We start from the raw sequence: 23,536 nt of genomic DNA, 5'->3' as shown, positions 1-23,536 counted from the left end.
CGTGGCACCGCGGTCGCCGGCGGGTTCGTGTCCGACCAGCAGGTAGAGCGACATCACTGCGTGGCGCCTTGCAGCCACCCAGTCCGACCGGACGCTTGCCGGCCTCGGGGAGGCGCAGGCGATGACCGCGAGGTGGCGGCCCACCTGACCTGGCTAAGCTCGACGGCACCCCCGCGGCGGAACACGAGGGCCCCGTCGACCGCTACCGGGCGACCTGACGGTCTCGGGGCGTCGTCACCAGACCTTGCGCAGCAGCGCCCGGCCCGGTTGGTGTAGGGCGGGTGCAGGAACCGCGGTCGGGTCGGAACGGCTTATGGAAGACCGCCTTGCGGTGACTCATCGCCTGGAACTCTCACTCGCCGTGGTAGGTGCCCATGCCGCTCGCCGCCCGCCCCAGACCGCAACTGCGGGTACCAGGCAGTGCATGGCGACGTGGTTGACCACCGCGCCGCCCGCCGGTGCGAGTCGGCCATACCCGGCCGTCGGTGGAGTGCTCACCGAGAGCCTCTACTAGCGCATCGGAGCCGCGGCGCCCCCAGCAGCACCAACCCGGCGGCCAACCTCGCATGGCCATGATGGAAGCCGGTTGCGCGGCGAGGCGCCTATCAGACGTCGGTGATCCGGATGCCCGTGTGCGCCTCGTAGCGCCGATTGGCGCTGATCAGGTTCGCGGTGACCGCCTCGACCTGATGCGCGTTGCGAAGCCGGCCGCCGTAGATCCCCGAACCCCGGGAATAGCCGCAGCAAGGTCCTGAACCAATTCGGTCGCATCGCGATCGTCTCCGAGGACGAGCACGTCCGTGTCGATCGAGGACACCTGCGGGTCCTCGAGAAGCACGGCAGAGACGTTGTGGAACGCCGCCGTCACGATCCAGTCCGGGAGGGCCGCACGCGCCTGCTCCGCAGAGAAGCCCTCCTCGATCGGAAGGGCTAGTGCACCCTGCTTGTCGAAGGGGCGAGCCGCTCGGCCAGGCGGTCGAGCTCGGGCAGGTCCCGCGAGCGGGAGGCCGCCAGCCGGCGGGTCCACGTGCGGACCTGGCGCTCGGCGTACCCGACGGGGCGACCGAGATCGCCGAGCCCGATCGCGCCGGGCTCGACCTCGTGCAGCGCGACCGCGTCGACACCAGCCCGTCGACGAGCCGCTCGTCGTCCGGGATCGCCCGGAGCTGCTCGGGCGTGCGGTGGATCGTGCCGTCGACGAAGTCCATGAGGTAGAACCCCGCCCCCGTCACCGCGACATCGGTGCAGTGGGTCACCATCGGCGGCACGGGTACGGCGGAGCCGCCCAGCGCCTTCATCACGCGGTACTCCCGGCCAATGTCGTGGGCGCTCGCGAGCACATGACCCGGCGGCGGGCGCCGCAGCACCCACCGGTGCGTCCCGTCGGTCACCGCGTAGGTCAGGATGGACCGGCCGCCCGAGATCAGCGAGGCCCCCAGCGGCCCGGCCAGCCCGACCTCGCGCTCCAGGTGGTCCGACAGGGCCGGCAGGTCGAGCCCCTCGACGCTCATGCGTCGAACACCGCCGGCCGCTTCTCCAGGAACGCGGCGACGCCCTCCCGCCCGTCCGGCCGGCCCGCGTTGTCGCGGATCGCCTCCGTCTCGCGCTTCAGCGCGCCCTCGGGGTCGGGCTCGACCGTCCCCCGGAGGAGCCGCTTCGTCGCGGCCTGGCCCTCCCTCGGGCCGCAGAGCAGCTGGGCGACGACCGCCTCCGCCGTGGCGGCGAGCTCGCCGTCGGGGACGACGCAGGCGACCAGGCCGGCGGCGTACGCCTGCTCGGCGGTCAGCGCGTCGTCGAGCAGCGCGAGACGCAGCGCCCGGTGCAGGCCGAGGCTGTGCGCGAGCATGCTGGTGCCGCCGTCGACGCTCAGCCCCACCTTGGTGTAGCCGAGGCTGAACCGGGCTGTCTGGGCCGCGACGACCACGTCGGCCGCCGCCGCGAGCGGGAACCCGGCGCCGGCCGCGTGCCCCTGGACGACCGAGACGACGATCGCGTCGGACCGGACCAGCGGCTGCACTGGGAACCGGAACGGGCCAAGGAGCTCGGCATCCCGATGAACTACGACTACGGCGGCATGCGCGAGACCTGGCTGACCCACGCCGTCACCGACTGGATGGGCGACGACGCCTGGCTGTGGAAGCTGTCGTGCCAGCACCGCAAGTTCAACTACATGGGCGACACCACGGACGAGGTCCTCCTCGGTGACGCCGGGCGCCACCAGGACCGCGTCGCCGGCCTACTCGCTTAGCAAGCACGCGCAGTCGAACCGCGGCCGAAGGCCGCGGGTCGGCGGTCGTCGACGTCCTACGCGGACCGGGCCTGTCACACGGCCGGCTGCGCCACCGCCGCCCAGCAGGCCGGGCACGGCTGCTGGACGGCCGCGTTGAACGGGAGGTGCCAGAACATCGGCCACCCGATCGCCCACTCGCCGCAGGCGGTGACCGGGTCCGCGCCGGTACGCCGGGCATGCCGGACGCCCCAGGGCTGACGTCCCGTGACCGAGCGGACGTCCAGCTGCCGTGCCGTGACGGTCCAGCGACCGGTCTCCGTGATGTAAGGCTCCATGGGTCGGTTCAGGGCGCCATCCGGGGCACGAGGCGCCCCAGGGCGTAGCGGTCGTCGGCGTCGGGAGCCTGGCGCCCGAAGGCGTCCCGGACGGTCGCCCAGCGCTCCTCGGCGAATCGGACGGCGTGGCCGTGCGTCACGACCAGGAACTCCTCGGCGTCGATGCCGGCGAGCAGGCGATCGGCCACGTCGGCGGCCGGCATCCCCTGGGCCATCACCGCGCCGGAGTCCGGGCCGGCCTCCCGAGGCCCGCCGTACGACGCACTGCGGCGCTCGTCGGAGCGCCAGAGGTCGGTCGCGACGAGGCCGGGACAGAGCACGGTGACGCCGACGTGGTCGGGCAGCTCGCGGCGCAGCACGTCGGCGTAGCCGAGGACCGCGTGCTTGGTCGCGGTGTAGACGGCGGAGTAGAGGTGCGGCACCCCGAGGCTGTGCTCGGAGCCGACCAGCACCAGGCGCGACGGCGACTCCTGCGCCACCAGCCGCCGACCGAAGGACTGGGCGACGTGGACGGTCCCGAGCAGGTTCACGTCGACCACGAAGCGAGCGTCGATCGCCGACTGCGTGACGGCGCGCCCGCCGACGGAGACGCCCGCCGCGTGCACGACGAGGTCGATGCCGCCGAGCGCGTCGTACGCCGCCCGGGCAGCCGCCTCGACCTGGTCCGGGTCGGCGACGTCGCACGCCAGGTCGGCCCCGTCGAGGTCGATCCCTACGACCCGGTCGCCGCGCTCCGCGCAGGCCGCAGCGACCGCGGCACCGATGCCCCGCGTGGCGCCGGTGACGACCACCCGCCTCATCGCGGCGGCATCGCAGGGTCGCGAGGGAGGCCGAGCACCTGTTCGGCGATCGTGTTGCGCTGAATCTCCGACGTACCGGCGCCGATCGTGGAGGCGCGGGTCGCGAGGAAGCCACCGAGCCAGCGGCCGCGCTGGACGGCGTGCTCGCTGTCGCGGGTGACGATCCCGTCGGCGCCGAGCATCTCGACCGCGAACTCGTGCAGCTCCTGCTCGAAGGTCGTGATCAGCAGCCGGCTGGTCGAGGACGCCGGGCCGGGCTCGCCGTGGGTCAGGATGTCGTCGATGGTGCGGGTCGCGTTGTAGCGCATCAGCCGGACCCGGACCTCTAGGTCGGCGAGCCGGTCGCGGACGATCGGGTCGGCGGTCAGGCCCCGCTCACGGGCCAACGAGATCAGCTCGTCGAGGATGCGTCGATAGTTGGTGGCCTGGTTCATCGCGCCGGCGGCCCGCTCGTGACCCAGCGAGGTGCGGACCAGCGGCCAGCCCTCGTTCTCCTCGCCGATCCGGTTCGCGACGGGCACCCGGACGTCGTCGAGGAACACTTCGGCGAAGTGGGCGGCCCCGGTGAGGTCCTGGAGCGGTCGGATCGTCACGCCGGGCGCGTCGGCGTCGATGATCAGGTAGGTGATGCCCTTCTGGCGCGACTCCTGGGTGCCGGTGCGCACGAGCGTGAACAGCACGTCGGCGTCGGTGGCGTGCGTCGTCCAGACCTTCTGGCCGTTGACGACGTACTCGTCACCGTCGCGCCGGGCCGTCGTGCGTAGCGACGGGAGGTCGGAGCCGGCGCCCGGCTCGGAGTAGCCCTGGCACCAGATCTTGTCCTGGCGCAGCATCGGGCCGAGCCAGCGCTCCTTCTGCTCGGGCGTGCCGTAGGTGATGATCGTCGGCGCGACGATGCCGAGCCCGGTGCCGATCGGACCCGGCACGCGGGCGCGGGCCAGCTCGGCGGAGTAGATCACCTGGCGGGCGAACGGCAGCGCCATGCCGCCGTACTCGACCGGCCAGGACGGTCCGGTCATCCGGGCGTCGTACAAGGTGGCGTGCCACGCCTTGCGCTCCGCTGCGTCGCGCGGCCGCTTGTCCGGGTGGTGGTCGGCGAACCACTGCCGGACCCGGGCGCGGAACTCGTCGTCGGTCTCGCTCTCGGGCGCCACCACGGGCGCCTGCTGCAGCGTGGTCATGGTCGCCTCACATCCCCACCAGGTCGGCGATCCGGGCTCGGTGAGCCCCGGGCGCACCGAGGAGTACCTCGGACGCGGTCGCGCGTCGCAGGTGCAGGTGGGAGTCGTGCTCCCAGGTGTAGCCGATGCCACCGTGGATCTGGATGTTCTGCTTCGCGGTCCGGGTGTACGCCGTCGAGCACCAGGCCTGCGCGACGCTCGCGGCGACCGGCCCCTCGGCGTCCTCCTCGGCCGCGAACAACGCGGCGTTGCGGCCGGACTCGACCTGCAGCAGCAGGTCGGCGACTGATGCTTGATCGCCTGGAAGGACCCAATCGGCCGGCCGAACTGGACCCGGATCTTGGCGTACTCGACCGCCATGTCGAGGGCCGCCGAGGCGCCCCCCACCTGCTCGGCCGCCAGCGCGGCGGCGGCCAGGTCCGACGCCCGGGCGAGCACGGCCTCGGCGTCGCAGTCCAGGCGTACGGCGGGCGCGGCGTCAAGCTCGACCCGCGCGACCGCACGGGTGATGTCGACGGTCGGCACGGCCGTGCGCGTCACGCCGGGGACGTCGCCCTCGACCGCGAACAGGCCGAGCTCGCCGCCGACCCTCGCCGCGACCAGGACCAGGTCGGCGGTGCCGCCGTCGACGACGTACGCCTTGGTTCCGGTGAGCGCCCAGCCGTCGGGCCTCTTGCCGGCGTTCGTGGTCACGTCGGACGGGTCGAGGGACAGGGCCAGGTCGGAGACCGCGACCGTGGCGGTCAGCGAGCCGTTGGCGATCCCGGGCAGCCACGGCGCGCCGGCCTCACCGGCGGCGGTGAACATCTGGCCGGCGAGGGCGACGGTCGAAAAGTAGGGGCCGACGTAGAGCGTCCGGCCCATCTCCTCGAGCACGACTCCGAGCTCGACCGGTCCCATGCCCGCCCCGCCGTGCTCCTCGGGGATCGCGAGGCCGGTGAGCCCGAGCTGCTCGGCCAGCTGCTGCCACACGGCCGGGTCGCCCGTGGCGCCGGCCTCGGCCTGCGCGCGCACCGTCTTGGAGGACGACCGGTCGGCGAGGAAGCGCCGCACGACGTCCCGGAGCTCGTCGTGCTCCTCGGTCCATCCGCTGATCATGCGGCTCCTTTCCGGCATGCTGCTGACCTCGGCAGTGTAACGCCAATAGTCTTTATCAGGCAAATAATCTACCTAATTCGTTCCCGACCGCGACGGAGACCCGTGCCCCTGACTGTGCTGGACCTCGACGGCGGCGACTGGACCGCTCTCCAGGCACGGGCCCGTTCCGCGCCCGCCGGCCCCGTCGTCGGTACGGCGAGCAGCGCCCTGCCGGGCGAGTCCGCGTCGCTCCTCGACGCCCTGACCCTCACGCTCGCCCCGTGCGGACCGGGGCGAGGCTGGGTCCACGCGCCCGGTTCGCTGGCCGCGATCGAGGCCACCGTCGCCGCGGCGCCACTCGCCAGCGCCACGCTGGTCGACCTGCTCGGCATCACCGCGCGACTCGACGTCCCGCGTGGACTGGTGGCTGAGTCGCTGGCCTACTCATTACTGCTGGGCGGACCGGAGTTCGCCGCGTGGCGCGCCCGGACGCCGCGGCGCGACGTGCCTCCGGCGGACGAGCCGGTGATCGTCGCCCGCGCCGGCGACGTGCTGCAGGTGACCCTCCACCGCCCGGAGCGCCACAACGCCTTCGGCCGCGCGGTCCGCGACGGCCTCCTGGAGGCGCTGGCGATCGCCGAGCTCGACGCCTCGGTCACCGAGGTGAGGCTGAGCGGCGCGGGCCCGTCGTACTGCTCGGGCGGCGACCTGGACGAGTTCGGCACGGCACCCGGCATCGTCGAGGCGCACCGCATCCGTCTCGAGCGCAGCGCGGGCCACGCCGTGCACCGACTGCGCGACCGCGTCCGGCCGGTCCTGCACGGCGCGTGCATCGGTGCCGGCATCGAGGTGCCCGCCTTCGCTCGGCGCGTCGTCGCCCGCGAGGGCGCGTTCTTCTGCCTGCCCGAGGTGGCGCTTGGCCTGGTGCCGGGCGCCGGCGGCACCGTCTCCATCACGCACCGGATCGGCCCGCAGCGCACCGCCTGGCTCGCCCTCACCGGCGCCCGCCTCGACCTCGACACCGCGCTCGCCTGGGGACTGGTCGATGGACGCGCTTGAGGCGTGGGCGGCCTCCGGCGCCATGGCCCTCACGGGGCGACCGGACGGCCCCCCGCTCGTGGCTCCGGGCCGTCCCGCGGCAGCCGTGGCCGACGGGCTGGCGCGGCTCGGCCTGGAGCTGCCGGGGCTCCTCGGCGAGGGGGCGGCGTACGCCGGCCTACGCCGCAACGCGCCGTGGTCGTGCGGTGGCGCCATGCGGGTCCTCCCGACGCTCGACGGTCACCTCGCCCTCTCTCCCCCGCGAGTCCGACCTCTCGCTGGTGCCGGCGCTGGTCGAGACGGAGGTCGACGACCCCTGGGAGGCCGTCGCCACCTGGGCCCGGCGTACGACGACCGCGGACGCCGAGGAGCGGGTCCGACTGCTCGGCCTCGCCGGAGGAACGGTCCCCTCCCGACCCCCGGCCGACCGCGGGGGCGTGGTGTCGACGACCCTCGGCCGCCGACGATCTCCGACGCGCCCGTGGTCGTCGACCTGACCAGCCTGTGGCCGGCCCGCTCTGCGCCCACCTCCTCGGCCTCGACGGCGCCCGGGTGGTGAAGGTCGAGTCGACCACCCGCCCGGACGGCGCCCGCCGCGGCCCGGCGGCCTTCTTCGAGCTCCTCCACGCCGGGCACGCACAACTCACTCTCGACCTGGCGACCGACGTCGACGTCCTCCGTGAGCTGGTGGCTCGGCCGACCTGGTCCTGGAGGCGTCCCGGCCGCGGGCGCTGCGGCAGCTCGGCGTGGTGACCGAGGAGGTCGTCGCGGCCGGCACCTCGTGGCTGTCGATCACCGCCCGCGGCCGGGCCTCCGACGCCATCGGCTTCGGCGACGACGTCGCGGCGTGCGCCGGGCTCGTCGTCCGCGACGGCGACGACCTGCTCCCGGTCGGTGACGCCTCGGCCCGACCCGCTGGCCGGCGTCGCTGCGGCGGTCGCGGCAGCCGAGGCACTGGGCTCCGAGGAGGCGCGCCTGATCGACGTCTCGATGCTGCACGTCGCGGCTGAGACGGTCGGACCCGTGCCGAGGCATCAGGTCGGCCAGGTCGACGGCCGCTGGTGGGTCGAGTCCGACGCCGGCCGTTCCCCGTCGCCGACCCGGCGGGGCGCCCATGAGCCTGCTGCTCCGCGACGTCGAGGTCGAGGGCCGGCGGGTGGACGTACGCGTGGTCGACGGCGTAGTCGGCGAGATCGGCTCGCTCCGCCCGAAGCCCGGCGAGGAGGTCGTCGACGGCCGCGGGGGGGCGCTGCTGCCCGGGCTTCACGACCACCACCTGCACCTGCTCTCGATCGCTGCCGCACGGGCCTGCGTCGACGTCGGCGACGACCTCGCCGCGCTCCGCGGGGCACCGGGCGCGTGGGTGCTCAGTGTCAACGCCCGCGAGTCGGTCGACCGCCACACGCTGGACGCGCTGGTGCCCGACCGGCCGGTCCGGGTCCAGCACCGCAGCGGCGGACTCTGGATGCTCAACAGCGCCGCACTCCGCGAGGTCGCCCGCGTCCTCGACGATTCCCCCGACGTCGAGCGCGACGAGCTCGGCGAGCCGACCGGCCGGCTCTGGCGCTACGACGCCAGGCTGCGCCACGCGCTTCCGTCGACCGCACCGGACCTGACCGGCGTGGTGGACGAGTTGCACCGGCTCGGGGTCACCAGCGTCACCGACGCCATCCCCGACCTCGACCCCAACGCGGTCCGGATCCTGAGCGCTCTCCCCATGCCGGTGACCCCTCCTCGGCGATCCCGACGGCGACGCCCCGCGCAAGCTGCTGCTCCGCGACCACGACCTGCCGTCGTACGACGACCTCGCGGCACGATCGAGACGACGCACGCCGGCGGCCGAGCCGTCGCCGTGCACTGCGTCACCCGTGAGTCGCTGCTGCTGAACCTGGCCGTCCTCGACGAGGTCGGCCGCCTGCCCGGTGACCGGATCGAGCACGCCGCCGTCATGCCCGAGCCTGCGCTCCTGCGCGGTCTCACGGACGTGACCCAGCCGGCCTTCGTGACGACGCGGGGTGCCGACTACATCCGCAACGGCAGCCCGCACGACCTGCCGCACCTCTACCCCTTCGCCGGCCTGCTGGCCGCCGGGGTGCACGTGCTCGCCAGCAGCGACACGCCGTACGGCCGCTCGACCCGTGGAAGGTCGTCCGCGCGGCCCGTGACCGAGACCTGGGACCCGAGGAGCGAGCCGACGCGGCGACCGCGCTCTGCGGCTACCTCACCGGCCGGGTCGGGGTGGGCGCACCGGCGCGCCTCTGCCTGCTCCACACGTCGATGGCCGACGCGCTCCACGACCCGGACGCCGCGGTCGTGCGTGGCATCGTTGACCTGGAGTGCACTCGAGCAGAGAGGATCGGTCGATGACCGTCGTTCACGAGTCGACCCTGACCATCGCCGAGGTCGCGAGGCAGACCGGCCTGTCCCCCGACACCCTCCGGTACTACGAGCGCGACGGTCTCATGGTGCGCCCCGTCGCGCGCTCCACCTCTGGGCACCGTCAGTACGACCGGAACGACCTGCGGTGGATCGACATGATCACGCGCCTACGCGCGACGGGCATGCCGATCCGTGAGGTCCGCCGCTACACCGAGCTGGTACGTGCAGGTGACGGCAACGAGGAGGAGCGGGTCGCCCTGCTCCGCGCACACCGCGAGGTCGTGCTGGCCGAGCTGGCAGCGGTGCAGCGCCATCTGGGCGCCATCGACACCAAGATCGGCGCCTACGAAGATCACCTCGCGCGCCGGGCTTGACTTGGAGCGCGCTCCAGGGCCTTCGCTGGAGCCATGGACAACAAGATCTGGTACATCACTGGTACGTCACGCGGGTTCGGCCGCGAGTTCGCCATCAACGCGTTGGAACGAGGAGACAGCGTCGCCGCGACCGCACGTGACGTCTCCAGCCTCGACGACCTCGTCGAGAAGTACGGGGACGCCGTCCTGCCCCTTGCCCTGGACGTCACCGACCGCGCCGCGGTCGAGTCGTCGGTCACGGCGGCGCACGAGAGGTTCGGGCGGCTCGACGTGGTCGTCAACAACGCCGGGTACGGCCACTTCGGTACGGTCGAGGAGCTCACCGAGGCCGAGGTGCGCGATCAACTGGAAACCAACTTCTTCGGTCCCCTCTGGGTCGTCCAGGCCGCCCTGCCGATCCTGCGCGAGCAGGGCAACGGCCACGTCGTGCAGATCTCCACCATCGGCGGCATCGGCGCGTTCCCCTACCTCGGCGCCTACCACGCGTCCAAGTGGGCGCTGGAGGGTCTCACCGAGTCCCTGGCGCAGGAGGTGGCGCCGCTCGGCATCAAGGTCACCCTCGTCGAGCCGGGCGGCTTCAGCACGGACTGGGCCGGCGACTCCGCGAAGCGGTCGGCTCCCCTGGCTGCGTACGACCACGTACGTGAGGGCATGGCCGCCCGGAGCGGGTCACAGAAGCCCGGCGACCCAGTCACCGCCGGCCGAGCCATCCTCGACGTGGTGGACGCCGACGAGCCGCCGCTGCGCGTGCTGTTCGGCTCCGTGCCGACCCAGCTCGTCAAGCACCTCTACGCCACGCGCCTCGAGACCTGGGAGCAGTGGTCCTGGGTCGCTCACAAGGCCCAGGGAGCCTGACCCGGTCGGCGGGCGGCCTACGCCTCCAGGTCCAGGAGGAAGTAGTAGTGCCGCCCGCCGTCCAGCACGTCCTTGCCGTTCATGATCCCCATCAGGGTCCGGTCGTCAACTCGCTTGAAGTGGTCGAGGATCGGCTGCCCGTCGTAGACCATCGTCGCCGTGGACTCTCCCCGGAACTCCAAGAGGCCCAGGCTGGCCGCGCCCTTGCCGGCCGGGAGGTTGGAGAACAGCTCGCCGTCCTCGCCGCGGCACACGAGCGGGTGCACGTCGTCGAGAGCGTCGAACCACCTGCCGTGCCAGTCGATCCTGGCGACGGTCCGCGTCAACACCATCTCCGCCGGGCCGTTCCTCACCGACATCTCCGACCACTGGCCGGCCGAGGCGCGCGAGCGCTCCCGCAGCTCGATCGGCCGACCCGGGACGCCCAGCGAGATCGTCACCACGGCGCTCTACCTCGCGAGCCCGGCGTCGTCGTACACCACGGGCGCGCTGATCCGGGTCGACGGAGGTCTTTACTGACGTCCTCGACCGTAATTGTCCGATGCGTCACGTTGCCGAATCATCTAACTGATTATACGGTACCCTCATGACCTCGCAGACCGTCGCGCCCTCCACCGGCCCGCTCTCGGTCACCGAGGTGATCACCCTCGAGGAGGTCGGGCCGCTCCGATACCGCGGACGCACCCAGCCCGGCCCCAACAAGCGGACGTACGGCGGCGAGGTGGCCGGTCAGGCCGTGCTCGCCGCGACCCGCACCGTGCCCGCCGACCGGTTCGTGCACTCGGCCCACATGCACTTCCTGCTCCCCGGCGACACGTCGGAGCCGATCGAGTTCGTCGTGGAGCGGACGCGCGACGGCGGGTCGTTCACGGCACGCCGGGTGGAGGCGGTCCAGCGCGACCGCGTCATCTTCACCATGACCGCCTCCTTCCAGGACCGCGAGTCGGGCATCAGCCACGCGGCCTCCCCCGTCGACGTACCGCCGCCCGAGGGCCTGCCGACCCCGGCCGAGATGTTCGCCGGCGATCCGGAGAACCTCCGGTGGGTCCGCTGGCTGCTGGAGAGCAACGACCTGGACGCGCGGTTCCCGACCCTGCCGGCCCGCTCCGCCGCGGCCGAGGGCCTGCGCGTCGAGGCCAAGCAGTCGGCCTGGATCCGGGCGTTGCACCGGATCTCCGACGACGAGCACGAGCAGGCGGCGGCCCTGGCCTACGTCTCGGATCTGCTGCTGCTCTCGACCGCGCTCGGGCCGAGCGGCTACACCCTCCAGGACGGCAGGCTCCAGTTCGCGACCATCGACCACACGGTGTGGTTCCACGCGCCGCTGCGGGTCGACGAGTGGTTCCTCTACGACCAGGAGTCGCGCTGGGCCGGCAACAGCCGGGCCCTGTGCCACGGCGAGATCTACGACCGCACCAGCCGGCTCTGCGTGACGACCATGCAGGAGGGCCTCCTGCGGGTGCGCCCGGCGGAGACCGACCGATGAGCGCCCTGCCCCGCCTATTCCCCTTCCGCTCCGGACACATCGAGCTGCCGACCGCGTTCTTCCTGGGCGGCGAGGAGGGCCGGACCCGGGCGCCGATCAGCTGCTTCCTGATCGAGCACCCGGACGGGCTGACGATCTTCGACGCCGGCTTCGGGCGGCGGTTCAGCCGCCCGGACGGCACGCCCGCCGACGGACACATCGACCTGCCGGATTCCGAGCTCCTCGACCGTCAGGTCGCCGCGGCCGGGTTCGACCCTGCCGAGGTCTCGCGCGTCGTCTGCTCGCACCTGCACACCGACCACGCCGGCGGCCTCGACCTGTTCCCGCAGGCGCGGATCGTCGTCCAGCGGGAGGAGTGGGCGCACGCGACGACGGCCGACGACCGGGCCTACCACCGGCCCGAGTTCGAGACCGGGCAGGACGTCGAGACGGTCGACGGCGAGCACGACCTGTACGGCGACGGCACGGTGGTGCTCGTGCCCACCCCCGGACACACCCCCGGCCACCAGTCCGCCCGGGTCCGGGCCGCGACGGGCGTCGCCGTGCTCGCCGGCGACGCGTGCAACCTCACCCGCGCGATGGACCTGCTGCGCATCCCCGACCACGCCCACTCGGAGGCGGACTACCGCTCGTCGCTGCAGTGGTTCGCCGACGAGCGCGACGCGGGTCACCACGTCTTCCCCAGTCACGACCCCGACTTCTGGGCGGGTGTGACCCCGGGAGCACCCTGGCCCGATGGCCGGGACTGACCCGCGCCGTACGTCGACGAAGGAGAGCAGATGCGGTACACGAAGCTCGGCAGCAGCGGCCTCGAGGTCTCGGCGATCACGCTGGGCTGCATGAGCTGGGGTGACCCGGCACGGGGCGGCCACGCATGGGTCCTCGACGAGGACGCGGCCCGCCCGATCGTCCGGGCGGCGTACGAGGCGGGCGTGACGGTCTTCGACACCGCCAACGCCTACAGCGGCGGCAGCTCCGAGGAGATCACCGGGCGCCTGCTGAAGGAGATCGCGCCCCGCGACGAGGTGGTCATCGCGACCAAGGTCTATGTCCCCATGCGGCCCGGCCCCAACGGCGGCGGGCTGTCGCGGGTGGTCATCATGCGCGAGATCGACGCCAGCCTGAAGCGGCTCGGCGTCGACCACGTCGACCTTTACCAGATCCACCGCTGGGACCCGCACACCCCGATCGAGGAGACCATGGAGGCGCTCCACGACGTGGTGAAGGCCGGGAAGGCCCGCTACCTCGGAGCCTCGTCGATGTACGCCTGGCAGTTCGCCAAGGCGCAGTACACCGCCGACCTGGGCAGCTGGACCCGGTTCGTGTCGATGCAGGACCACTACAACCTGCTCTACCGCGAGGAGGAGCGGGAGATGCTGCCGTTCTGCGCCGACCAGGGCGTCGGCGTGCTGCCGTGGAGCCCGCTCGCGCGCGGCCGGCTCACCCGCGACTGGGACGCCACCTCGGCCCGGGCCGAGACCGACGAGTTCGGTGGCAGCCTCTACCGGGACGAGGACCGGCACATCGTCGACGCGGTGGCCGCGGTCGCCGAGCGGCGGGGCGTCCCGCGCGCCCAGGTCGCGCTCGCCTGGCTGCTGCACCGGCCGACGGTCACCTCCCCGATCTTCGGCGCCACGAAGGCCCACCACGTCTCGGACGCCGTCGCCGCGGTCGACCTGGAGCTGAGCGAAGAGGAGCTCGACGAGCTGAGCGCCGGCTACCGGCCGCACCGGATCGCGGGCCACCGGTGACGCTCGCCGGACGGCTGCTGGCCGCGGCCTCCGACCACGTCGACGCTCCGCTCGCCTTCGACACCCCCGACGGGCTGGTCACGACGACGGTGGGCGAGACCCTGGCCGCGGCGTACCGGTTCGCCTCGGGACTGCGTCAGGGCGGGATCGGGCCGGGCGACGTCGTCGCGGTCCAGCTCCCGAACCGGCCCGAGGCAGCGATCGCGTACGCCGGTGTGCTGCTCGCCGGCGCCACGCTGCTCCCCGCCGTCCACATCTACGGGCCCCGCGAGATGGCGTTCGTCCTGCGCCAGTCGGGGGCCCGGGCCCTCGTCCTCGCCGACCGCTGGCGCTCGATCCCGTACGCCGAGCGGGTGCCCGGCCTCCGCGACGCCGCTCCGGACCTGGAGCTCGTCGTCATGGTCGGTGCCGCTGTCGACGGGACCGTGCCGTGGGCCGATCTCCCATCCGACGCCGCCCTGCCCGATCCGACCGTCTCCTTCGACGACGTGGCCCTGCTCTGCTACACCTCGGGGACGACCGCCGACCCCAAGGGAGCCCAGCTGACGCAGGCCGCCGTCGTGGCCGAGGTCGACAGCCAGCCGTCCCTGCTCGGGACGGGCCCCGACCCGGTCCAGCTCGTGTCGTTCCCGCTCGGCCACGTCGCCGGGCTGGTGAGCCTCCTGCGCCCGCTGGTCCACGGCACCGCCACCATCGTCACCGACGGCTGGGAGCCGACCCGGGCCCTGGAGCTGATCGCGTCGTACGGCGTGACCTACACAGCCGGCACGCCCCTGCACCTCGCCACCCTGCTCGACGCGCTCGAGTCGGGGGCGCCGATCGGCACACTGCGCGAGTACCTCGTCGGTGCCGCGACGGTGCCCGCCGACCTGGTGGCCCGGGCGGACCGCCTCGGGATCACCGCCTTCCGCTGCTACGGGTCGACGGAGCACCCGACCATCTCGTCGGGCGTGGTGGACGACCCGCTCGAGAAGCGGCAGCACACTGACGGCCGCCCGACGCCCGGCACCGAGATCCGCATCGTCGACGAGGCCGGCGACGACCGGCCGGCCGGCGTCGACGGCGAGGTCGTCTGCCGCGGGCCGGAGCAGATGATCGGCTACCGCGATCCCGCACTGGACGCCGAGACCTGGACGGACGACGGGTGGCTTCGCACCGGGGACATCGGGCACCTGGACGCCGACGGCTACCTCACGCTCACCGATCGCGCCAAGGACGTCATCATCCGGGCCGGCGAGACCATCTCCTCGCGCGAGGTCGAGGACGTGCTGCTGACCTGCCCCGGGGTGGCCGACGCGGCGGCGGTCGCCGTACCCGATCCGTACTACGGCGAGAAGGTCGGCGCGGTCCTCGTCCCCCGACCGGGTGCCACCCCGGACCTGGACTCCGTGCGAGCCCACTTCGCCGCCTGCGGACTGGCCCGCCAGAAGACCCCGGAGTACGTCGAGCTGCGCGACGAGCTCCCCCGCACCCCCCTCGGCAAGGTCCGCAAGGCCGACCTGCGAGCCGAGATCCGCCACCACCTCGAGGAGTGACCTTGCCAATCCGCACCGCCGACCCCATCTGGTGGGGGACGCCCGACCTCGCCTGGGCCAACGGACGAGGAGCCGGCCTGCTCAACGGCACCCTCGGGATCGAGCTCCTCGAGGCCGGAAGCGACTTCCTCTCCGCCCGGATGCCGGTCGACGACCGCACCCGTCAACCCGCGGGCGTGCTGCACGGAGGTGCCTCCGTCGTGCTGGCCGAGACCGTGGCCAGCTGGGCCGGGGCCTTCGTCGTCGACCCGGCCAGGTTCCACTGCGTCGGGATGGAGATCAACGCCAACCACGTGCGCCCGGCGTCGGGCGGGTGGGTGTCGGCCACCGCCCGACCGCTGGCCCTGGGACGACGGACCCACGTCTGGGACGTGCGCATCGTCGGCGAGGACGACCGGCTCGTGTGCGTCTCGCGCTGCACGCTCGCGGTGCTCGAGACGCCGTCGGCCTACTGAGTCACCCGGGTCACCCGGGTCACCCGGCGGGGACCACCGTCGGGACCCAGGCGCCGATCCGGTCCCAGAGCTGCTGACGCGATCCCGCCATGTTGTGGCAGTGGGCGGAGCCCGGCACGAGGAACAGGGTGACGTCGCCGGAGGCGGGGTAGTTCGCGATCTCCGCGTGCGGGTCCGGCGCGACGTCCCGGGCGGCGCCGAGCGCCAGGAGGACGGGGACCTCGACCTTGGCGGCGTGACCGGCCACGAACCCGGGCGAGATGACCTCCGCGTTCGCCTGGGCGGGGAGACGCGAGACGTGGGCGTCGTCGGCCTCCATCACCGCCTCGGGGACGTCGGCGGCGTAGAAGTTGTCGCGCAGCCCGGCGCGCGGCATGGTCCAGGACACCGCGCCGGGCTCGGCCCCGGAGATCGAGCGCAGCATCTCGTAGTTCTGGGCGATGCTCGTGGCGAGGTCCTCGGCAGCGACGCGTCCGTCGACGTTGGTGATGTCCACGCCGTACCCCAGCAGGACCACGGCGTCGTACGGCGCGGCCTCGGCCTGGACCATCGTGGTCAGGCAGGCGCCCATCGAGTGGCCGACCCCGACGACCGGCAGCGCCTGCGGCGCCAGGCCCGCCACCAGGTCGCCCTTGAGCACGAGGTCGCGGACCTGGCGGGCCACGTCGGCGTCGGCCGCGGCCAGCAGCTCCAGCCCGGCTGGACCGTCGACGTCGCTGCTGTCACCGACGCCGAGATGGTCGAGCGCCACGACGACGTAGCCCTGCGCGGCCAGGTGCTCGGCGAAGCTGTAGCCGGGGTGACCCGGCACCTCCAGGTGCCAGTAGTGCTTGTCGTAGGTCCCGCCGGCCAGGCAGACGAGGACCGCCTTCGCGTCGTCAGGTCCCGAGGGCGGGAAGACCCATGCCGCCTGTCGCGAGCCGCCCTGCTGGCCCGGCACGATGCTGCTGACGTCGAACTCCACGGTGGTCGGCATGCCCACTCCTAATCATCTAACGAATCAACCTGTTTATGTGACGCTAGTCTCGTCGTGGACAGGTGTCAACGAAAACTCCAGGAGGCGTCGTGGACCCTCGCGCCCAGCGCGTCCGGGACGCCCTGCTCGCGTCGGCGTGGACCCTCGTGCACGACCACCCCCTGGGCACGCTGTCGGTAGCCCTCATGTGTCGCCACGCGCGGGTGAGCCGGCAGGCGTTCTACAAGCACTTCCCCGACCTCGATGCCCTCGTGCTGGCCGCGGTCCAGGAGTCCTTCGACGCGGCCGTCGACGCCGCGGCCGACCCGCTCGACGCCGTGATCACCTGGATCCGCGCGCACGGGAGCCTGGAGCGCCACCTCTACCCCTCCCCCGTGGCCGAGCAGCTCGCCCAGCACCTGCGCCGGGTCGTGCGACCCACCTGCGAGGAGGCCGTCCCGGCCCTGCTGGACCCGCGGGTGTCGCGCCCGGACGCCGTGACCCTGCTGGTGGGCGGCCTCGTCGACCTCCTGCGCCAGGTCGCGACACCACCGCGAACCGCCCACGACGCCGCCGACCTGCGCGCCCTCCTCCACCTGGTCGCCCGCAGCTGGGAGGCCGACGAGCTCCCTCACCCCGACCCGACGTCCTAGGACAGCCGCAGCAGTGCCCGGTAGACCTGGGTCGACGTCGGCGGGTCCGGGAGCGGCCGGGCCGACTCGGCGGCGAACGCTTGCAGCAGGTACGCGAGGAAGCGGCGCCAGGCGTCGGGAGCCGCGTCCCGGGTGGCGGTGACGATGCCGGCATTGGCCATCAGGACCAGCGGGACGTCCTGGTGGACGAAGTCCGCGCGGAGTCGGCCCGTGGCCTTCGCCCGATCGATCAGCTCGCCCAGCGCCCGGCCCGCGCGGTCACGCTCGCGCTCGAACTCCTTGGCGATCGGGAAGCTCCGGGTCAGGACGTCGGCGAAGCCGCGATCGTCGGCCTGCATCTCGCAGACCCGCTCGACGTAGCCGCAGAAGCCCCGCCACGGATCGGGGTCGGCGAGCGCGGCGTCGATCGCGTCCGAGTACGACGCCATCTTGTCGGCGAACGTGGCGGCGACCAGGTCGTCGCGGGTGGGGAAGCGACGGAACAGGGTGGCGACCCCGACGCCGGCTCGCCGGGCGATCTCGTTGGTCGAGGCCTCCAGCCCCTGCTCGGCGAAGATCTCGCGCGCGGCGTCGACGACCCGGGCGCGGTTGCGCACCGCGTCGGCCCGCAGGGGGCGCCCGTCGTCCGTCGTGCTCACCCGGGCGATCATACGCCCCGAAGTGGAACGGGACCTCCGGTTGTCCTGCTACGCTCGGGACAAATGGAGCACCCGTTCCGCTCCGAGACGAGAAGCGAGTCGCCGCACCGATGAACGTGTTCCTCTGGATCCTCCAAGCCCTCCTCGCCGCCATGTTCGCGATGGCGGGGATCATGAAGGCGACCCAGCCGAAGGAGAAGCTGGCCGCCGGCCTGCCCTGGGTCGAGGACTTCTCCCCCGGCACGGTCCGCCTCATCGGCATGGTCGAGCTGCTCGCGGCGATCGGACTCATCCTCCCGGCGGCCGTCGGGATCGCCACCGTCCTGACGCCGCTCGCCGCGTGCGGTCTGGCCGTCGTGATGATCCTCGCCGCCGCCACCCACCGTCGTCGTCACGAACCCGGCGCCATCGCGTTCAACGCGGTGCTGCTCGCGATCGCCGTCGTCGTCGCCTGGGGCCGCTTCGGTCCCTACTCGTTCTGAGTCGACGCCGTGGAGCTCGGTGTCATCTCGCTCAGCGACGTCCAGACCGATCCCTCGACGGGGCAGCCCCACTCCTTCGAGCGCCGGCTGGAGGAGATCGTCGGGTACGCCACCCTCGCCGACCGCGCCGGGCTGGACGTCTTCGCCCTCGGCGAGCACCACACCCTCGACTTCGCGGTGTCCTCGCCCGCGGTCGTGCTGGCCGCTGCCGCGACCCGCACCAGCCGGATCCGCCTCACCAGCGGTGTCACGGTGCTGCCGGTCCTCGACCCGGTCCGGGTCTACCAGGACTTCGCGACCCTCGACCTCCTCAGCCACGGCCGCGCGGAGATCACGGCCGGGCGCAGCGCGTTCACCGAGCCGTTCGGGATCTTCGGCGTCGACCTGGCCGACTACGACGCCGCGTTCGACGAGAAGCTCGACCTGCTGCTCCGGCTCCGCGAGCAGGACCGGGTCACCTGGTCGGGCCGGTTCCGGCCCCCGCTCCACGACGCCCCCGTCACCCCCCGCGCGGCCCAGCGTCCGCTCCCGGTCTGGCTCGGGGTGGGTGGCTCGCCGGAGAGCGCGGAGCGCGCCGGCCGGCTCGGGCTGCCCATGGTCCTGGCCTACATCGGCGGTCCGCTGACCCAGGCCAGGAGGGCCGTCGACGTCTACCGCGCCGCCGGCGAGCGCGCGGGCCACGCCGAACGTCTCCGGGTCGGCATCTCGACCCACTTCTACGCCGGCGCCACTCCCGACGCGGCCCGCAGGACCTTCCCCCACTACCACGAGTACCTCCGCCCCAAGACGCCCGGCGGCCGTGGCTTCGTCGTCACCCAGGCGCAGTTCGACGCCGGCACGCAACGCGGCAACGCCGTCATGATCGGCTCCAGCACGCAGCTGATCGAGAAGATCCTCGACGCCCACGAGGTGCTCGGTCTCGATCGCTTCCTCGGCCAGGTCGACTGGGGCGGCCTCCCCCGCGCCGCCGTCGAGGACTCCATCAGCCGGTACGCCGAGGAGATCGCCCCCGCCGTCCGCGCCGCCGCCGCCCGACCCGCCTGAACAGCGCCGACCCCGCCGTACCTGACCGAAGGAGCACCGTTATGGCCGCGAACCAGACCATCCCCGAGACCCACCACGACCTGGTCACGTCGACCACCGTCGCCCTGAGCACCCTCAACGACGACGGGTCGATCCAGACCGCCGCCGTGTGGGTCCTCCTCGACGGCGACGGCGTGCTGCGCACGTCGCTGTCCAAGGACCGCAAGAAGTACGCCAACCTCCTCGCCCGGCCGCAGGCGACGATCTTCGCGATCGCGCCCGACAATCCGTTCCACACCCTCGAGGTGCGCGCCCAGGCGGAGATCGCCGACGACGACGCCGAGCGGAGCTTCATGGCCAAGCTCGTGGGCACCTACGGCGAGACCCTCGAATCCATGGCCGAGCAGGCCGCGGAGGACCGGGTCGTCGTCACCTTCCGCCCCGCCCGCGTCCGCACCCAGGGCTGATCCGGGCGCCACCGTGAAGACCACCATCCTCGGCGCCACGGGCCCGGCCGGCCGGCTCGTCGTCAGCCGGGCCCTCAACCAGGGCCACACCGTCACCGTCCACGCACGCCACCCCGACAAGCTCGGCGACCTCGCCGGCCGGCCCGGACTCGAGGTCGTCACCGGTCAGCTCGACGACCGAGCCTCCCTCGACGCCGCGGTCGCCGGCGCCGACGCGGTCATCAGCGTCCTTGGGCCCGGCCGCGACAAGGCCTCCATCCCCCCGCTGGTGCCGGGGATGCAGAACGTGGTCGACGCGATGACCGCCGTCGGCGTACGCCGCCTGGTCGCGACGTCGACGCCGTCCGCGACCGACCCGGCCGACACCCGGGACCTGCGGTTCAGCCTGATGGTCACCGGGATCCGGCTGGGCGCGGCCCCGGCGTACCGGGCCATCGTCGCGATGGCCGACATCGTGCGCGGCTCGTCGCTGGACTGGACACTCGTCCGGCTGCCGCTGCTGCACGACAAGCCGGTCGACTCCCCCGCCCGCCCCCGGCAGGTCGGGGAGCCCGGCGGCATCCGCCTCTCCCGTGCTGCCCTCGCCGACTTCCTCCTCGCCGAGACCGTCGACGGGGCTTGGGTCCGTCGGTCGCCCCTGCTCGCGGACGGCTGACCCGACGCCTCAGTCCGCAGCCGCGGCACGAGTCGGCAGGAGCAGCCCGCCCGCGACGGCGCCGACCGCGAGCAGGACGGCGGCGACGGCGAACGCCGTGGCGTAGCCGTGCGTCGTCGCCGCCGGGGTCAGCCCGCCGGCGTGCCCCCGGGCGGAGGTCGCGGCGACGGTGCTCAGCACCGCCGTGCCCACCGAGCCCCCTCGCCGAGCAGGTCGCGACCCTGCGCGAGGCGAACCCCACGGCCTTCGTCCAGGTGCAGACCCCGCAGTGCGAGGTGCTGCGCGGCGGCTGGTCGGACGAGGAGCATCGTCAGAACCTCGGCGAGCTGGCCGAGGCCGGCGTCGACTCGTTCGTGCTGCAGCTGCCGGTCGACTCGGTCGGGGCCGTGGTCGAAGGCCTCGAGCGGTACGCCGCCGACTTCCGCTGACGTCCCGCTGGCCCGCCGCTGAACCCGCGGGTCAGCCGCCTGGTGGCGGTCGTCCCCACCCGGTCGGATCGCAGCTCGATCGTGCACCACACAACGGGCAGGTCCCCCTCCGGCAGAGCGCCGCCAGCGCCGCGATCCGCCCGACGACGTCGCGGGAGACCACGTGGTCGGCGAGCCCGGGCAGCGTCGTCATCGTCGGGTCCACGATGCCGCGCTGCATCTCCGAGACCAGCAGGGCCGGGCGGCTGCCCGGCCCGAGGCCGCGGACCTCAGTCGCCACCGACGACCGACCGCTCCTTCAGATCGGCGATCCGCGCGTCGTCGTACCCCAGCTCCTGGAGGATGGCCACCGTGTGCTGGCCCAGGGTGCACCCGGCGTCGGCCTTCGTGAGCGAGCGCGAGAAGCGGGTGATCGGCGCCAGGCGGCGGTGCTCGTCGAAGATCGGGTTGACGGCCTCGACGCTGTAGCCGGCCTCGAAGAACTCGTCGTCCTGCATCGTCCACTCCATGTTGGACTCGACCGCGACGACACAGCCGACGTCCTGCGCGGTGAGCTCCTGCTCCCAGTCCTCCTTGCCGCGCTTGGAGAAGACGCCGGACAGGACCTCGACGAGCTCGGCGTCGTGCGCGCGTCGCAGCTCGCGGGTGGTGAACCGCTCGTCCTCGGCCAGGTCGGCGTACGGCGCGATCGCCGCCGTGAGGGCCGCCCACTCGTGGTCGTACGGCGCCGCCAGGAACACCCAGCCGTCCGAGGCCTGGTAGAGCCGGTAGAGCGCGTGCAGCCCGTAGAAGTCACCGTCGACCGACTGCAGCTCGGGACGGCCGTCGTACTGGGTGTTGAGCACGGCCAGCGACTGCTGGGCCGAGCCCAGCATGGTCGTGGTCAGGTCGGGGAGGTCGATGCCGCGGCGCTTGGCGTAGAGGCCGAGCAGCAGGCCGGTCCCGACCGCCAGGGCGGCGATTCCGTCCGCCTGCGCGCAGTTGACCGCGCCCGCCGAGTGCAGGGCGGCGCCCCGACGCTTCGTCTCCTCCATGTCGGCCGGGGCGTGATTGCCGCCTCCGTCCGTGGCCGAGAGCCCTGCGGCGGCGTCGATGGAGGGTGCGTACGCCGGCCGGCCGGCGTACGGGCCCGTCGTGCCGTAGCCGGGGGCGTTGAGGTAGACGAGGTCGGGATTGATGGCCTTCAGCTGCCGCTCCCCCACGCCCGCCCGGGTGGCCGCGTCGCCGCGGAAGCACTGGAGGACGAGGTCGACCTTCGGGACCAGGGCGTGGATGACCGCCAACCCCTCCTCCGTGGCCAGGTCGACGGCGAGGCTCTCCTTGCCCTGCATCACCTTGGCGCCGCCCGCCTCGGGGAAGGCGACGAGGTTGCGGATGCCGTCGCCCTCGAGGGTCTCGACGTGGATCACGCGGGCGCCGAGGTCGGTGAGGACGGTCGTGCCGTAGGGGCCGGCGAACATCGAGCCGAACTCCAGGATCGTGACGCCGTCCAGGGGCAGGGCGGCCGGCGCCTCCACCTCCTCGCCCCCGCTGCGGCGGCCGGCGGCGGCCTCGATCAGGCTCGCCAGCGCCCCGTCGTCGGCCCCGAGCGCGGGCGCCGGCCGAAGCTCGGTCAGGGGCCGGCCATGGGCGTGCACGAGGGTCGACACCTGGGTGACCGGCCCGACCCCCGGCTGGTCGACGACCTGGACCCGCTTCTCGAAGACCGTCTGGGGGTGCTCGAACGAGCCGTCGGGCGTGCGGAAGATCTCGGCGCTCACGTCCGTGTTGCGCTCGAACGTCTCCTGCCACTCCGCGAAGGTCCGGGCCCGGACCCGCTCCAGCATCATCTCCCACCACTCCTCGCGCAGCTCGGCGGTAGGCAGCATGGGGAAGCCGGCCCACTTGGGGTCGGCGAGCTCCTTGGCGAGGTCGAGCTCGGCCAGCCAGGCCTGCATCAGGCGCGGGGCGGTCTGGGCGAACTGCAGCCAGGTGCCGTCCTTGGTCGCGCCGATGAGCAGGGCGTAGATGAGGTAGGCCTGGGGCCGGCCCTGGTCGTCGTAGGCCACGTCCATCGGCGTGAACGCACCCGGGTAGCGGTGGATCACCATCTCGTAGAACCAGTTGTAGACCTCCAGCGCCCCGAGGCCACGGACGAGGTCGGACTCGACCACCTGGCCGCGGCCGCTGGAGTCACGCTCGAGGAGAGCCGCCAGGACGCCGTGGATGGCGGCCTGGGAGGCGCCCCACGAGGCGTACGGCGCGGTCACGAACGACGGGCCGGGGCGCAGGGTCAGCTGACGCTTGGACCACATCGCGCCGGTCTTGGCGTAGACGAGACCCTCCCACCCCTTGTAGTCACGCCACGGGGAGTCGGATCCCCAGCCGGTGATGTGGGCGGTGACGAGCCGGGGGTACTTCTCCTCCAGCGCCTCGTGGGTGAGTCCGATCCGCTCGGCGGTCGTCGGCCGGAGGGTGTGGACGAAGACGTCGGCGCCCTGCAGCAGGGCCCGCAGGCTGTCCTGCCCCTCCGCACTGCGCAGGTCGAGGGTGACGCTGCGCTTGCCGCGCAGTAGGGCGGGCCAGCCGGGCAGCTGGCGGACCATCGAGCCGCCGGGCGGCTCGACCATGATCACCTCGGCGCCGCAGTCGGCGAGGAACTGGCTCACCTGGGCGCCCGGGAGGGTCGACGACACGTCCACGACCACCAGACCCGCGAGCGGTCCGGCGGCGGTCAGGTCGAGCTGCTGCGAGGTCATG

The 23,536-nt window shown here is 73.1% G+C and carries 29 protein-coding genes and 4 pseudogenes; 21 read left to right on the top strand and 12 right to left on the bottom strand.

Annotated elements, in window-relative coordinates; all coding sequences use genetic code 11:
- Nucleotides 1-605: 605 nt before the first annotated feature.
- Together ACYU7L_RS06035 and ACYU7L_RS06030 are read right to left on the bottom strand one after the other, a co-directional pair.
- Nucleotides 606-1,511 carry a phosphotransferase family protein gene (locus ACYU7L_RS06035; RefSeq protein ID WP_460794411.1) on the bottom strand — a complete coding sequence of 302 codons (906 nt, stop codon included), beginning with the start codon at nucleotides 1,509-1,511 and terminating at the stop codon, nucleotides 606-608.
- A complete protein-coding gene (locus ACYU7L_RS06030) occupies nucleotides 1,508-2,017 on the bottom strand; it encodes an enoyl-CoA hydratase/isomerase family protein (protein ID WP_460794410.1) in 510 nt (169 codons plus the stop codon). The genes ACYU7L_RS06035 and ACYU7L_RS06030 overlap by 4 nt, the downstream gene beginning before the upstream one ends.
- Before the next feature lie 36 nt (nucleotides 2,018-2,053).
- Here ACYU7L_RS06030 and ACYU7L_RS06025 point away from each other — a divergent pair, with 36 nt between their 5' ends.
- Nucleotides 2,054-2,248, top strand: coding sequence for a hypothetical protein (locus tag ACYU7L_RS06025; RefSeq protein WP_460794409.1), 195 nt, complete (start codon nucleotides 2,054-2,056; stop codon nucleotides 2,246-2,248).
- Between the two features lie 74 nt (nucleotides 2,249-2,322).
- Here ACYU7L_RS06025 and ACYU7L_RS06020 read toward each other — a convergent pair whose 3' ends face one another.
- The 4 genes and pseudogenes from ACYU7L_RS06020 to ACYU7L_RS06005 form a co-directional block, all read right to left on the bottom strand.
- A complete protein-coding gene (locus ACYU7L_RS06020; protein ID WP_460794407.1) occupies nucleotides 2,323-2,565 on the bottom strand; it encodes a hypothetical protein in 243 nt (80 codons plus the stop codon).
- Nucleotides 2,566-2,573: 8 nt separating this feature from the next.
- On the bottom strand, nucleotides 2,574-3,365 hold the full coding sequence (locus tag ACYU7L_RS06015) for an SDR family NAD(P)-dependent oxidoreductase (protein ID WP_460794406.1): 792 nt from the start codon (nucleotides 3,363-3,365) through the stop codon (nucleotides 2,574-2,576).
- Nucleotides 3,362-4,495, bottom strand: a pseudogene (locus ACYU7L_RS06010) (acyl-CoA dehydrogenase family protein); the annotation flags it as partial. The pseudogene ACYU7L_RS06010 and the gene ACYU7L_RS06015, both read right to left, overlap by 4 nt.
- Nucleotides 4,496-4,553: 58 nt before the next feature.
- A pseudogene (locus ACYU7L_RS06005) lies at nucleotides 4,554-5,644 on the bottom strand (acyl-CoA dehydrogenase family protein).
- Nucleotides 5,645-5,746: 102 nt separating this feature from the next.
- Here ACYU7L_RS06005 and ACYU7L_RS06000 point away from each other — a divergent pair.
- From ACYU7L_RS06000 to ACYU7L_RS05965, 8 genes and pseudogenes are all read left to right on the top strand, one after another.
- A complete protein-coding gene (locus ACYU7L_RS06000; protein ID WP_460794405.1) occupies nucleotides 5,747-6,682 on the top strand; it encodes an enoyl-CoA hydratase/isomerase family protein in 936 nt (311 codons plus the stop codon).
- Nucleotides 6,683-6,867: 185 nt separating this feature from the next.
- On the top strand, nucleotides 6,868-7,158 hold the full coding sequence (locus tag ACYU7L_RS05995) for a hypothetical protein (RefSeq protein WP_460794404.1): 291 nt from the start codon (nucleotides 6,868-6,870) through the stop codon (nucleotides 7,156-7,158).
- 7 nt (nucleotides 7,159-7,165) lie between these two features.
- Nucleotides 7,166-7,414 (top strand): CoA transferase, encoded by a 249-nt coding sequence (locus ACYU7L_RS05990; RefSeq protein ID WP_460794403.1) that lies wholly within the window; start codon nucleotides 7,166-7,168, stop codon nucleotides 7,412-7,414.
- Nucleotides 7,411-7,671 carry a hypothetical protein gene (locus ACYU7L_RS05985; RefSeq protein ID WP_460794402.1) on the top strand — a complete coding sequence of 87 codons (261 nt, stop codon included), beginning with the start codon at nucleotides 7,411-7,413 and terminating at the stop codon, nucleotides 7,669-7,671. Before ACYU7L_RS05990 ends, ACYU7L_RS05985 begins: the two co-directional genes overlap by 4 nt.
- A gap of 104 nt (nucleotides 7,672-7,775) precedes the next feature.
- Nucleotides 7,776-8,738 (top strand): annotated as a pseudogene (locus tag ACYU7L_RS05980) (amidohydrolase family protein); the annotation flags it as partial.
- 286 nt (nucleotides 8,739-9,024) lie between these two features.
- Nucleotides 9,025-9,192: pseudogene (locus tag ACYU7L_RS05975) on the top strand (MerR family DNA-binding transcriptional regulator); the annotation flags it as partial.
- Between the two features lie 30 nt (nucleotides 9,193-9,222).
- Complete coding sequence (locus tag ACYU7L_RS05970; RefSeq protein ID WP_460796587.1) at nucleotides 9,223-9,414, top strand: MerR family transcriptional regulator; 192 nt, start codon at nucleotides 9,223-9,225, stop codon at nucleotides 9,412-9,414.
- A 33-nt stretch (nucleotides 9,415-9,447) separates the two neighbouring features.
- The gene (locus ACYU7L_RS05965) at nucleotides 9,448-10,269 is read left to right on the top strand and encodes an SDR family oxidoreductase (RefSeq protein ID WP_460794401.1); all 822 of its coding nucleotides are present in this window, start codon (nucleotides 9,448-9,450) and stop codon (nucleotides 10,267-10,269) included.
- A 17-nt stretch (nucleotides 10,270-10,286) separates the two neighbouring features.
- Here the strand turns inward: ACYU7L_RS05965 and ACYU7L_RS05960 are convergent, their stop codons facing one another.
- Nucleotides 10,287-10,703 (bottom strand): DUF4334 domain-containing protein, encoded by a 417-nt coding sequence (locus ACYU7L_RS05960; RefSeq protein WP_460796585.1) that lies wholly within the window; start codon nucleotides 10,701-10,703, stop codon nucleotides 10,287-10,289.
- On the opposite strand from ACYU7L_RS05960, the gene ACYU7L_RS05955 reads away from it, so the two are divergent.
- The 6 genes from ACYU7L_RS05955 (at nucleotide 10,627) to ACYU7L_RS05930 (ending at nucleotide 15,496) form a co-directional block, all read left to right on the top strand.
- Nucleotides 10,627-10,788 (top strand): SDR family oxidoreductase, encoded by a 162-nt coding sequence (locus tag ACYU7L_RS05955; RefSeq protein ID WP_460796583.1) that lies wholly within the window; start codon nucleotides 10,627-10,629, stop codon nucleotides 10,786-10,788. The two genes, ACYU7L_RS05960 and ACYU7L_RS05955, sit on opposite strands and share 77 nt — an antisense overlap.
- A gap of 67 nt (nucleotides 10,789-10,855) precedes the next feature.
- Nucleotides 10,856-11,755, top strand: coding sequence for an acyl-CoA thioesterase (locus tag ACYU7L_RS05950; protein ID WP_460794400.1), 900 nt, complete (start codon nucleotides 10,856-10,858; stop codon nucleotides 11,753-11,755).
- Nucleotides 11,752-12,504 (top strand): N-acyl homoserine lactonase family protein, encoded by a 753-nt coding sequence (locus ACYU7L_RS05945; protein WP_460794399.1) that lies wholly within the window; start codon nucleotides 11,752-11,754, stop codon nucleotides 12,502-12,504. The genes ACYU7L_RS05950 and ACYU7L_RS05945 overlap by 4 nt, the downstream gene beginning before the upstream one ends.
- Nucleotides 12,505-12,534: 30 nt before the next feature.
- Nucleotides 12,535-13,506, top strand: a complete 972-nt coding sequence (locus tag ACYU7L_RS05940) for an aldo/keto reductase (RefSeq protein WP_460794398.1) — start codon at nucleotides 12,535-12,537, stop codon at nucleotides 13,504-13,506.
- A complete protein-coding gene (locus ACYU7L_RS05935) occupies nucleotides 13,503-15,041 on the top strand; it encodes a class I adenylate-forming enzyme family protein (RefSeq protein ID WP_460794397.1) in 1,539 nt (512 codons plus the stop codon). Before ACYU7L_RS05940 ends, ACYU7L_RS05935 begins: the two co-directional genes overlap by 4 nt.
- 2 nt (nucleotides 15,042-15,043) lie before the next feature.
- Nucleotides 15,044-15,496, top strand: a complete 453-nt coding sequence (locus ACYU7L_RS05930; protein WP_460794396.1) for a hotdog fold thioesterase — start codon at nucleotides 15,044-15,046, stop codon at nucleotides 15,494-15,496.
- Nucleotides 15,497-15,515: 19 nt separating this feature from the next.
- Here the strand turns inward: ACYU7L_RS05930 and ACYU7L_RS05925 are convergent, their stop codons facing one another.
- Complete coding sequence (locus tag ACYU7L_RS05925; protein ID WP_460794395.1) at nucleotides 15,516-16,472, bottom strand: alpha/beta hydrolase; 957 nt, start codon at nucleotides 16,470-16,472, stop codon at nucleotides 15,516-15,518.
- A gap of 89 nt (nucleotides 16,473-16,561) precedes the next feature.
- Here ACYU7L_RS05925 and ACYU7L_RS05920 point away from each other — a divergent pair, with 89 nt between their 5' ends.
- Nucleotides 16,562-17,104 (top strand): TetR/AcrR family transcriptional regulator, encoded by a 543-nt coding sequence (locus tag ACYU7L_RS05920; protein ID WP_460794394.1) that lies wholly within the window; start codon nucleotides 16,562-16,564, stop codon nucleotides 17,102-17,104.
- Here the strand turns inward: ACYU7L_RS05920 and ACYU7L_RS05915 are convergent.
- Nucleotides 17,101-17,742: a TetR/AcrR family transcriptional regulator gene (locus tag ACYU7L_RS05915; RefSeq protein WP_460794392.1), complete on the bottom strand. Its 642-nt coding sequence runs from the start codon at nucleotides 17,740-17,742 to the stop codon at nucleotides 17,101-17,103. The genes ACYU7L_RS05920 and ACYU7L_RS05915 overlap by 4 nt on opposite strands.
- Before the next feature lie 110 nt (nucleotides 17,743-17,852).
- On the opposite strand from ACYU7L_RS05915, the gene ACYU7L_RS05910 reads away from it, so the two are divergent.
- Genes ACYU7L_RS05910 through ACYU7L_RS05895 form a run of 4 tightly spaced genes read left to right on the top strand, consistent with a single transcriptional unit; the run spans nucleotide 17,853 to nucleotide 20,369 of the window.
- A complete protein-coding gene (locus ACYU7L_RS05910; RefSeq protein ID WP_460794391.1) occupies nucleotides 17,853-18,224 on the top strand; it encodes a DoxX family protein in 372 nt (123 codons plus the stop codon).
- Nucleotides 18,225-18,233: 9 nt separating this feature from the next.
- The gene (locus tag ACYU7L_RS05905; RefSeq protein ID WP_460794390.1) at nucleotides 18,234-19,268 is read left to right on the top strand and encodes an LLM class flavin-dependent oxidoreductase; all 1,035 of its coding nucleotides are present in this window, start codon (nucleotides 18,234-18,236) and stop codon (nucleotides 19,266-19,268) included.
- Nucleotides 19,269-19,309: 41 nt separating this feature from the next.
- Nucleotides 19,310-19,714, top strand: coding sequence for a TIGR03618 family F420-dependent PPOX class oxidoreductase (locus ACYU7L_RS05900; RefSeq protein ID WP_460794389.1), 405 nt, complete (start codon nucleotides 19,310-19,312; stop codon nucleotides 19,712-19,714).
- A 13-nt stretch (nucleotides 19,715-19,727) separates the two neighbouring features.
- Nucleotides 19,728-20,369: an NAD(P)-dependent oxidoreductase gene (locus ACYU7L_RS05895; RefSeq protein WP_460794388.1), complete on the top strand. Its 642-nt coding sequence runs from the start codon at nucleotides 19,728-19,730 to the stop codon at nucleotides 20,367-20,369.
- A 9-nt stretch (nucleotides 20,370-20,378) separates the two neighbouring features.
- Here the strand turns inward: ACYU7L_RS05895 and ACYU7L_RS05890 are convergent, their stop codons facing one another.
- Nucleotides 20,379-20,561, bottom strand: coding sequence for a hypothetical protein (locus tag ACYU7L_RS05890; protein WP_460794387.1), 183 nt, complete (start codon nucleotides 20,559-20,561; stop codon nucleotides 20,379-20,381).
- 62 nt (nucleotides 20,562-20,623) lie between these two features.
- Here ACYU7L_RS05890 and ACYU7L_RS05885 point away from each other — a divergent pair, with 62 nt between their 5' ends.
- Nucleotides 20,624-20,797, top strand: coding sequence for a hypothetical protein (locus ACYU7L_RS05885; RefSeq protein ID WP_460794386.1), 174 nt, complete (start codon nucleotides 20,624-20,626; stop codon nucleotides 20,795-20,797).
- Nucleotides 20,798-20,828: 31 nt separating this feature from the next.
- Here the strand turns inward: ACYU7L_RS05885 and ACYU7L_RS05880 are convergent, their stop codons facing one another.
- Nucleotides 20,829-21,077 (bottom strand): hypothetical protein, encoded by a 249-nt coding sequence (locus tag ACYU7L_RS05880; RefSeq protein WP_460794385.1) that lies wholly within the window; start codon nucleotides 21,075-21,077, stop codon nucleotides 20,829-20,831.
- Nucleotides 21,067-23,535: a CaiB/BaiF CoA transferase family protein gene (locus tag ACYU7L_RS05875; RefSeq protein ID WP_460794384.1), complete on the bottom strand. Its 2,469-nt coding sequence runs from the start codon at nucleotides 23,533-23,535 to the stop codon at nucleotides 21,067-21,069. Before ACYU7L_RS05875 ends, ACYU7L_RS05880 begins: the two co-directional genes overlap by 11 nt.
- Nucleotide 23,536 lies beyond the last annotated feature (1 nt).

The sequence above is a fragment of the Nocardioides pacificus genome (assembly GCF_054775955.1).
This window is presented reverse-complemented; position numbering and strand designations above follow the sequence as displayed.

Bases quoted from the DNA above. Each gene is read 5' to 3' on its own strand.
- ACYU7L_RS06035 (WP_460794411.1), bottom strand. From the start codon at position 1,511: ATGAGCGTCGAGGGGCTCGACCTGCCGGCCCTGTCGGACCACCTGGAG.
- ACYU7L_RS06025 (WP_460794409.1), top strand. From the start codon at position 2,054: ATGAACTACGACTACGGCGGCATGCGCGAGACCTGGCTGACCCACGCC.
- ACYU7L_RS06020 (WP_460794407.1), bottom strand. From the start codon at position 2,565: ATGGAGCCTTACATCACGGAGACCGGTCGCTGGACCGTCACGGCACGG.
- ACYU7L_RS06015 (WP_460794406.1), bottom strand. From the start codon at position 3,365: ATGAGGCGGGTGGTCGTCACCGGCGCCACGCGGGGCATCGGTGCCGCG.
- ACYU7L_RS05970 (WP_460796587.1), top strand. From the start codon at position 9,223: ATGCCGATCCGTGAGGTCCGCCGCTACACCGAGCTGGTACGTGCAGGT.
- ACYU7L_RS05965 (WP_460794401.1), top strand. From the start codon at position 9,448: ATGGACAACAAGATCTGGTACATCACTGGTACGTCACGCGGGTTCGGC.
- ACYU7L_RS05950 (WP_460794400.1), top strand. From the start codon at position 10,856: ATGACCTCGCAGACCGTCGCGCCCTCCACCGGCCCGCTCTCGGTCACC.
- ACYU7L_RS05945 (WP_460794399.1), top strand. From the start codon at position 11,752: ATGAGCGCCCTGCCCCGCCTATTCCCCTTCCGCTCCGGACACATCGAG.
- ACYU7L_RS05940 (WP_460794398.1), top strand. From the start codon at position 12,535: ATGCGGTACACGAAGCTCGGCAGCAGCGGCCTCGAGGTCTCGGCGATC.
- ACYU7L_RS05925 (WP_460794395.1), bottom strand. From the start codon at position 16,472: ATGCCGACCACCGTGGAGTTCGACGTCAGCAGCATCGTGCCGGGCCAG.
- ACYU7L_RS05910 (WP_460794391.1), top strand. From the start codon at position 17,853: ATGAACGTGTTCCTCTGGATCCTCCAAGCCCTCCTCGCCGCCATGTTC.
- ACYU7L_RS05900 (WP_460794389.1), top strand. From the start codon at position 19,310: ATGGCCGCGAACCAGACCATCCCCGAGACCCACCACGACCTGGTCACG.
- ACYU7L_RS05875 (WP_460794384.1), bottom strand. From the start codon at position 23,535: ATGACCTCGCAGCAGCTCGACCTGACCGCCGCCGGACCGCTCGCGGGT.